Raw genomic sequence first — 7,885 nt, 5'->3', positions numbered from 1 at the left:
GAACCGGCGCCCCCCGCCCCGGCCGCCGCCAAGAACGCCGACACAGCCCCGCTGCTGCCCGTACCGCACGGCGACGGCAGTGAACTCGCCGCGCGCGGGGACGACTTCAACGGCGACGGCCTGCGGGACCTGGTCCTCGACGACCTCGTGCACGACAGCCACGGCGACGACGCGGGCATCGGCATCGCGTACGGCACCCGCGGCGGTGTCCCCGACGGGCGCGCCCGCCACCTGCTCGACCCCGCCGCCGTGGCCGCGCCCACCGCGGGCGAACTCCCCGCCGCCTTCGACGCGGCGGCGAGCTGCGACCTGGACGGAGACGGCTTCACCGACCTGGTGGTGGCCACCGACCCGCCGTACGACGGCATCGGCCGCCCGCCCGTACCGCTGCAACTGCTCTTCGGCTCGCCCGGCGGGCTCACCGGGAAGGCCGTGAAGCTCGTCATCCCCGGCCCTGCGCGGTACGGCAACGAGTGGTCGGACCAGCCGGTGTGCGGCGACTTCGACGGGGACGGCCGCGACGACCTGGTGGTGCACGCGAGCAACGCGCAGATCAGCTTTCTGCGCGGCCCGTTCGCCAAGTCCGGCGCGCGGCGCGGCGCCCCGCGCTCCGGCAAGCTCCTGGACGCCCCCGGCACGGTCCTGCGCGGCCCCGCCCTCGACGTGAACCGGGACGGCCGCGACGACTTCGTGGTCCGCGCCTCCGGCGGTACGTCACGCAGCAGCCTCGTCCTCGGCGGTCCGGCCGGGCCCACGCGGACCGGGGCGACGTTCCCGGCCGGGCGTGACCTGGTGTTCGGCCGGTTCGGGCGGGGGCCCGCCGTGGACGCGGCGATCGCCACCGGGGATCGGGTCGGGCTGCGCTTCGACGTGCCGGGCACCCGCCGCGCCCGCCTCGACACCCGCGCCGCCACGCTGCACGCCGGTGACCTCGACGGCGACGGCCGCGCCGAACTCGTCGTCGGCACCGGCGGGTCGACCGGCCCGTACCTGCACACCGGCGGTACGCGCGGCCCCGCACCCTCGGCCGTCCCGGTCCCGAGGACGAAGGCCGACGGTACGAGAGACGTCGTCGCGGTCGCGGACTTCGACGGGGACGGGCTCGACGACCTCGTCCTGCGCACGCACCGGGGCGAGACCCGGGACGAGGTGGCGGTGTTCCGCGGCACGCGCGCCACGAAGAGCGGGCTCACGGCACGGCCCACTCGTACGTTCTCCACGGCGAGCTTTGTGGCGGGGGCGCGTGATGTCGGTGACGCCGGGGACGCTGGTGATGTCGGTGACGCCGGGGACGCAGGGGACGCCGGGGACGCCGGGGACGCAGGGGACGCCGGGGACGCAGGGGACGCCGGGGACGCCGGGGACGCTGATGATGTCGGTGACCGGACCTCCGGAGGCGTGAAGTGAGACCTCAACTCCCCTTTTCTCTGCGCACGTTCGCGGTCTGCGGCGCGCTGCTGCTCACCGGGTGCGGTGGTACCGACGGCGACGGCAAGGGCGGCGCGCCGTCCCCCGGCTCGACCGTCCCGCCCTCCGGCAAGCCCGCCGCCTCCCCCGACCCCCTCGACCAGGCCGCCCTCAAGGACTTCAACGGCGACGGCCACGACGACTACGCGCAGGTCCTGCACGCGCGCAGCAAGGACGCCAAGCGCACCCGCACCACCCTCGTGGTCGTCTACGGCTCCCCGTCCGGTCTGCGCCCCGAGACCGCCGTACGCACCCCCGCAACCGGTACCCTCGCCGCCCTGGTCCGCGCCGACCTCGACAACGACGGCTACACCGACCTCGTCGGCCGCCGCGGCGAGCACCCGGACCCGGGAGAGGTGTTCGCGATGTACGGCGGCCCGCGCGGCCTCTCCGCCCCCCAAGTCCTCGACGTACCGGACGAGTTCACTCCGCGCGCCGCCGGCGACTTCGACGGCGACGGCAGCACCGACCTGCTCGACGGCGGCCGCGGCGGCGACGGCGACCCGAGCGCCCTGCCCGGCCACGTCAAGGGCCGCCTCCTGCTCGGCCCCCTCGACCGCTCCGGCCGCGCGGCCCGCCAACTCGCCCTGGACGTGGGGCAACACGGCTACGCGAGCCCCGACGGCTTCCTCACCGGTGACTTCGACGGGGACCGGCGCAGCGACGTGATCATGACGTACGCGTACGACGCCGAGGAGGACGAGTCCGCGCCGGACGACCTCGTCCAGGTCGCGTACCACCGAGGTGGCCCGGGCGGGCTCGTACCGGGACCGGAGGTGACGCCTCCGCTCGCCGAGGCGATGGGCGACGTCGACGACGGGCCGCGCGGCGGCACCGTGGGCGACGTCGACGGCGACGGCATCGACGACGTGGTGGCGATGGGCGAGAGCCCGGCGCGCGCGGGCCGCCTCACCGTGATCCACGGCGCGAAGGCGGGCCTCGGCCGCGGCCGCCCGGCCCAGGTGATCACCGGCAAGGGCACGCGGTGGGGCTTCGGCACGTCCGTCGGCGACGTCGACGGGGACGGCAGCACGGATCTCCTCACCGGAAAGCCGGGGTTCAGCCTGACCGCCACGGACCAGTTGATTCTGCTGCCTGGGCGGTCTGAGGGGGTGGGGGCTGGGTCCGGTTCGGGGGCTGGGTCCGGTTCGGGGGCTGGGTCCGGTTCGGGGGCTGGGTCCGGTTCGGGGGCTGGCGGCTCCGGTGGCTCCGGCGGATACCGTCTGTCCGACGCCCGGGTCGTCCCCGGCGACACCCCCGGACTGCCCGGCCGCCCCGCGCCATTCGACCTCGAACAGCCCCAGCTCCTCGACGTGAACGGCGACGACCGCCAGGACGCCGTGCTGTTCTCGTCGTACTGGAACAAGGGGCGCGGCGCGATCCTCGTCCTGCCCGGCACCGCGTCCGGCCTCGACACGAAGCACGTCCAGCACATCCGGCCGGAGGAGGTGGGCGTGCCGCTGCGGCTGAAGTAGCGGCCCGGCACCCAGGTCTCGGCAGGCCCGCACAACCCTTCGCAGGCCTCACGAGTCACACCCCGGAAAGCCGTACACCCCGCCCCTCCGGGAGTTGAAGTCCCTTGCGCGTCAAGCCCTTCGCCGTCACCGCGGCCGCGACCGTCCTCGCCGCCGCGGGGCTCGCCCTGCCCCTCGCCGAGCCCGCCGCCGCGGCCACCGCGCTGCGGGACGACTTCAACGGCGACGGCTACCGCGACCTCGCCATCGGCACGCCCGCGGCGGGCGCGGTGACGGTGACGTACGGCTCCGCCTCCGGGCTCTCCCCGGCCCGCTCCGTGACGGTCACCCAGAACACCGCGGGCGTCCCCGGAGTAACCGAGCCCGAGGACGAGTTCGGCGAGAACGTCACCAGCGGGGACGTGGACGGCGACGGGCACGCGGACCTGATCGTCGGCGCTCCCGGCGAGCGCGTCGAGGGCAGGCCCGACGGCTCGACGACCATCGTCTGGGGCGGCCCGAAGGGCTTCGCGCGCGGCGGGACCGTCCTGAACGCCCCCTCCGCCGACGACCTCCGCTTCGGCGAGGGCGCCTCCTTCATCGACCTCGACGGCGACGGTTCCGGCAACCTCGTCGTCGTCAGCGCCAACCGCTTCTGGTGGTACGCCGACGGCGTCCCGGACGGCCCCGCCTTCGGCCTGGAGGGCGCGGGCCTGCCCGCCGACGTCCGCCTCGACGGTGTCATCGGTGCCGACTTCACGGCGGGCGGCAACGGCGGCCAGTACGCGATCCACGGCACGCGCGGGGACGGCGGCGCCTACCTCGCGCTCGTCCCCGGCGGCCCCGGCGACGTGGGCCTCGGCCTGCGGGTGCTCGCCGAGGGGGACGACCCGCGCGCCACCCGCGACGCGGCGGCCTCCGGTGACGTGGACGACGACGGGCACCCCGACCTGATCACCGGCAACCGCGACGCCGGCTCGGTCACGGTCCACTACGGATCCCCGGACGGCCTCGGCCTGGGCCGCGCCCCGCGGACGTACGACCAGGACAGCGCGGGCGTGCCCGGCGTCAGCGAGCCCGGCGACGCGTTCGGCGCCTCGGTGGGCGCGGGCGACGTGGACGGGGACGGCGACGCCGATGTGGCGATCGGCACACCCGGCGAGACCGTGGGCGCCACGGCGGGCGTCGGCAGTGTCGTACTCCTCCGGTCCGGCGCGGGCGGTCTCGGCTCGGGCACCGCCTGGCACCAGGAGCGGACCGGTGTGCCCGGCGTCCCCGAGCAGGGCGACCGGTTCGGCTCCACCGTCCGCCTCGGGGACGTCAACGGCAACGGCCGCGCCGACCTCGCGGCGGCCGCGAGCGGCGAGGACATCGGCAGCCAGGGCGACGCCGGCGCGGTCTGGGTCCTGCGCGGCACGACCACGGGGCTGACCACGTCGTACGCCACCTCCTTCAACGGATCCGACTTCGGCATCGGCGGCCCCGACCGGCACTTCGGCGAGACGCTGCACTGACCCTTTCCGAAGGTCTCCGGAGGTCTCCGGAGGTCTCCGGAGGTCTCTCCGAAGGCCTTTCCGAAGGTCTTTCCGCGAGCCCGCGAGGCGACTCACCTCCCGGCCCTGAGAAGTCCCTGAGAAGTCCCTGATCAGGTCCCCTAGGGGTTGTCACAGCTCGGCCGCAAAGCGTCCCCGATGCGACCACCGTCACACAGCACCCCTTCAGACCAGGTACGTTCGATTACGTGGCTGGATTCAGGATCGGACGCGGCCGGGACAACCGCTCCCAGGGCCCTCGCCCGCAACAACACCCGCAGCAGCAGCCGTACGGGCAGAACCCGCCGTACGGCGGCCCGCCCGCGCCCCCGTACCCGCAGCAGCAGTGGCCCCCGGCGGGCGGCGCACCGCACGGCGGCCCCGGCGGGCACAGAGGCGGACAGGGCGGCGGTACGCACGGCGAGCCCGAGTACTTCGGCGACCCCCACCAGCAGCCCCCGTACCCGCAGCAGGGCGCCCCGCACGACCCGTTCGCGGCGAACAACAACCCCGGGCACACCCAGGCCTTCTCCTTCGGCGAGGACCCGTACAGCCAGGGCGACACCTACCGCGCCGGCGCCGCCGCCCCGGCCGGGCCGCGCCTGCACTGGAAGGAGCTGCTGAGCGGCATCGTCATGCGCCCCGGCCCGACCTTCCTGCAGATGCGGGACCACTCGATGTGGGGCCCGGCGCTGATCGTCACGTTCATCTACGGCCTGCTCGCGGTCTTCGGCTTCGACACCGCCCGCGAGGACGCGATCAACGCCACGCTCGCGACGAGCGTCCCGATCGTCCTCACCACCGGCGTCGCCATCGTGATCAGCGCCCTGATGCTCGGCGCGGTCACGCACACCCTGGCCCGCCAGCTCGGCGGCGACGGCGCCTGGCAGCCGACGGTCGGCCTCTCGATGCTGATCATGTCCATCACGGACGCCCCGCGCCTGGTCTTCGCCATGTTCCTGGGCGGCGACGCCCCGCTGGTCCAGATCCTCGGCTGGGCGACATGGGTCGCGGCCGGCGCCCTGTTCACCACGATGGTCAGCAGGTCCCACGACCTGGCCTGGCCGAAGGCCCTGGCCGCGTCCGCGATCCAGCTCCTCGCCCTGCTGTCGATCATCAAGCTGGGCACGTTCTGAGCGTAGGTACGGGGTAGGTACGCGTAGGTACACGAAAGGGCCGGTGGAAGAAATCCCACCGGCCCTTTTCGCGGGACTCAGGCGTCGAGAACCTGACCCTCACGGCGTACGACGGGAGGCTCGACACTCCACGGGAAATTGATCCAGTCGTCGGTGCGCTTCCACACGTACTCGCACTTCACCAGCGAATGCGACTTCTCGTAGACCACCGCGGAGCGGACCTCGGCGACGGTGTCGAGGCAGAAGTCGTGCACGAGCTTCAGGGTCTTGCCGGTGTCGGCGACGTCGTCGGCGATCAGCACCTTCTTGTTGCTGAAGTCGATCGCATTCGGCACGGGCGCCAGCATGACGGGCATTTCAAGGGTCGTACCGACGCCGGTGTAGAACTCCACATTCACCAGGTGGATGTTCTTGCAGTCGATCGCGTACGCGAGACCGCCCGCCACGAACACGCCGCCGCGCGCGATGCTGAGCACTATGTCCGGCTGATAGCCGTCATCGGCGATGGCCTGCGCCAGCTCGCGCACGGCCACTCCGAACTTCTCGTACGTCAGATTCTCGCGCACGCCACCGACGTCACTCATACCGCTGCTCACACCTGCGTCCTGTGAAAGTTGAGATAGGAACGCGAAGCCGTCGGACCCCGCTGACCCTGATAGCGCGACCCGTATCGCTCGCTGCCGTAGGGGAATTCGGCCGGGGAGCTGAGCCGGAACATACACAGCTGCCCGATCTTCATTCCCGGCCACAGCTTGATGGGCAGGGTCGCGAGATTGCTGAGCTCGAGCGTCACATGTCCGGAGAATCCGGGGTCGATGAACCCGGCGGTGGAATGCGTGACGAGCCCGAGCCGCCCGAGCGAACTCTTCCCCTCAAGCCGGCTGGCCAGGTCATCGGGAAGGGAGATGACCTCATACGTCGACGCGAGCACGAACTCACCGGGATGCAGAATGAACGGCTCATCCCCCTCCGGCTCCACCATCCGCGTCAGATCGGTCTGCTCGACGGCAGGGTCGATGTGCGGGTAGCGGTGGTTCTCGAACACCCGGAAGTAACGGTCAAGCCGCACGTCGATGCTCGAGGGCTGCACCATGGTTTCGTCGTACGGGTCGATCCGCACCCGCCCGGCATCGATCTCGGCCCGGATGTCCTTGTCTGAGAGAAGCACGCACCGAGGATACGCAGAGCGCGCGGGCGCGCCCCAATCGGACGCCTCCCGCGCGCTCAGGCCGAACGTTTCGCTACCGCTCGGCTACCGCTTGGCCGACGCGTCCAACGGCACCGCATGCCGCAACCGCGCACAGCGCGGACACCGGATCAGCCGACCAGGCCCGATCCGCTCGGTGCCGAGCTGCTGCATCGGAAACGAAGCGGTGCTGAAAACATGCCCTTCGGCACAACGGACGACGGTGCGCTCCATCACGTCTTCGAGTCCCTTCCCCACGTGAGTCCTGGGTCGCTGACTGCAACGAAACCTCACATTACGGGATGAAAGGGACGCCCCTCCAGGCGGCACTCCGCGCCGCCACGGTACGCCCCAACTCCCGCTCCCCGCAGCCGCTTCCACCCCGCGACGGGCACGCGTACACACCGGCGCACACACCGGGCGGCGAGGATGGGGTAGGGTGTCCACACGATGCGACAGGTCACGGCCTCGCATCTTTGCGGGTGTAGTTTAATGGTAGAACATGAGCTTCCCAAGCTCAGAGCGCGGGTTCGATTCCCGTCACCCGCTCCAGCATTAAGCCCCAGGTCAGCGACCTGGGGCTTGTTTGTTGTCTAGTCCAATTTCGGGGCTCGTGCCATTCGCGTGCCATAACGCGCCGATTACCGCTGGGATTTGGGGGCCGCGAGCCCCGCTCCTGCAATCTGACCCGGCATCATTCCAAATCCTGAGACGCAATTTTGGTGACCTGGGTCGGTCGGCGTCGTCCGGAGGATGGAACGAGGCGGTACCGCCTCCCTTCCCTCCCTGCTGTCCATCGCCTCCGGGCTCGGTACAGACATCGCCGTACTCCTCGGCCAGCAGGCTCCGCGCCGGTCCATGGACCGCGACGAGCGGGCGGCTCTGCGTACCCTGTCAGCCGCCACGCACGATGCTGCGATCGGCATCCCCGCCGACACCGAACCTGGCACCATCAACGAGCTTCGGGCCGTCGCGCAGCAGGCCGACGCCGCTTACTGATCGTTTCAGAATGATGTTCGGAGTCGTCTCAAGCAGATGATGCTGCAAGCGAGTTGGAGCAGGCCGAGGTGGAGATCGGCTCGTATCTCATAGCGGATGCGTAGCCGCTTG

Annotated in this window: 7 protein-coding genes, 1 tRNA gene and 1 pseudogene; 6 read left to right on the top strand and 3 right to left on the bottom strand. The window is 71.8% G+C overall.

The features are described 5' to 3' along the window. From RCO28_RS39130 to RCO28_RS39115, 4 genes are all read left to right on the top strand, one after another. A partial coding sequence (locus RCO28_RS39130) for a VCBS repeat-containing protein (RefSeq protein WP_308946183.1) occupies positions 1–1,407 on the top strand: 1,407 nt, incomplete at its 5' end. Beyond that, positions 1,404–2,942, top strand: coding sequence for a VCBS repeat-containing protein (locus tag RCO28_RS39125; protein WP_308946182.1), 1,539 nt, complete (start codon positions 1,404–1,406; stop codon positions 2,940–2,942). The genes RCO28_RS39130 and RCO28_RS39125, both read left to right, overlap by 4 nt. Positions 2,943–3,046: 104 nt before the next feature. Then, a complete protein-coding gene (locus RCO28_RS39120) occupies positions 3,047–4,435 on the top strand; it encodes an FG-GAP repeat protein (protein ID WP_308946181.1) in 1,389 nt (462 codons plus the stop codon). A 227-nt stretch (positions 4,436–4,662) separates the two neighbouring features. Further along, entirely contained in the window at positions 4,663–5,589 is a 927-nt protein-coding gene (locus RCO28_RS39115; protein WP_308946180.1) for a Yip1 family protein, read from the top strand. A gap of 77 nt (positions 5,590–5,666) precedes the next feature. Here RCO28_RS39115 and RCO28_RS39110 read toward each other — a convergent pair whose 3' ends face one another. Both RCO28_RS39110 and dcd read right to left on the bottom strand, forming a co-directional pair. Next, positions 5,667–6,155, bottom strand: coding sequence for a phosphoribosyltransferase (locus RCO28_RS39110; RefSeq protein ID WP_374991333.1), 489 nt, complete (start codon positions 6,153–6,155; stop codon positions 5,667–5,669). Between the two features lie 26 nt (positions 6,156–6,181). Next, positions 6,182–6,757, bottom strand: a complete 576-nt coding sequence (gene dcd / locus RCO28_RS39105) for a dCTP deaminase (protein WP_308946178.1) — start codon at positions 6,755–6,757, stop codon at positions 6,182–6,184. A 496-nt stretch (positions 6,758–7,253) separates the two neighbouring features. Here dcd and RCO28_RS39100 point away from each other — a divergent pair. Both RCO28_RS39100 and RCO28_RS39095 read left to right on the top strand, forming a co-directional pair. Further along, positions 7,254–7,327: transfer RNA gene (locus RCO28_RS39100), tRNA-Gly, on the top strand. A gap of 201 nt (positions 7,328–7,528) precedes the next feature. Beyond that, the gene (locus RCO28_RS39095) at positions 7,529–7,774 is read left to right on the top strand and encodes a hypothetical protein (RefSeq protein ID WP_308946177.1); all 246 of its coding nucleotides are present in this window, start codon (positions 7,529–7,531) and stop codon (positions 7,772–7,774) included. A gap of 5 nt (positions 7,775–7,779) precedes the next feature. Here RCO28_RS39095 and RCO28_RS39090 read toward each other — a convergent pair. Next, positions 7,780–7,885, bottom strand: a pseudogene (locus tag RCO28_RS39090) (IS5/IS1182 family transposase); the annotation flags it as partial.

The sequence above is a fragment of the Streptomyces sp. LHD-70 genome (genome assembly GCF_031157275.1).
In the GTDB taxonomy this organism is placed as follows: Bacteria; Actinomycetota; Actinomycetes; order Streptomycetales; family Streptomycetaceae; genus Streptomyces.
The sequence above is the reverse complement of the archived record's forward strand: the minus strand, read 5'-3'. Positions and strand labels throughout refer to the sequence as shown.

Excerpts from the sequence above, each read along its gene's own strand:
- RCO28_RS39095 (WP_308946177.1), top strand. The coding sequence starts at position 7,529 with ATGGAACGAGGCGGTACCGCCTCCCTTCCCTCCCTGCTGTCCATCGCC.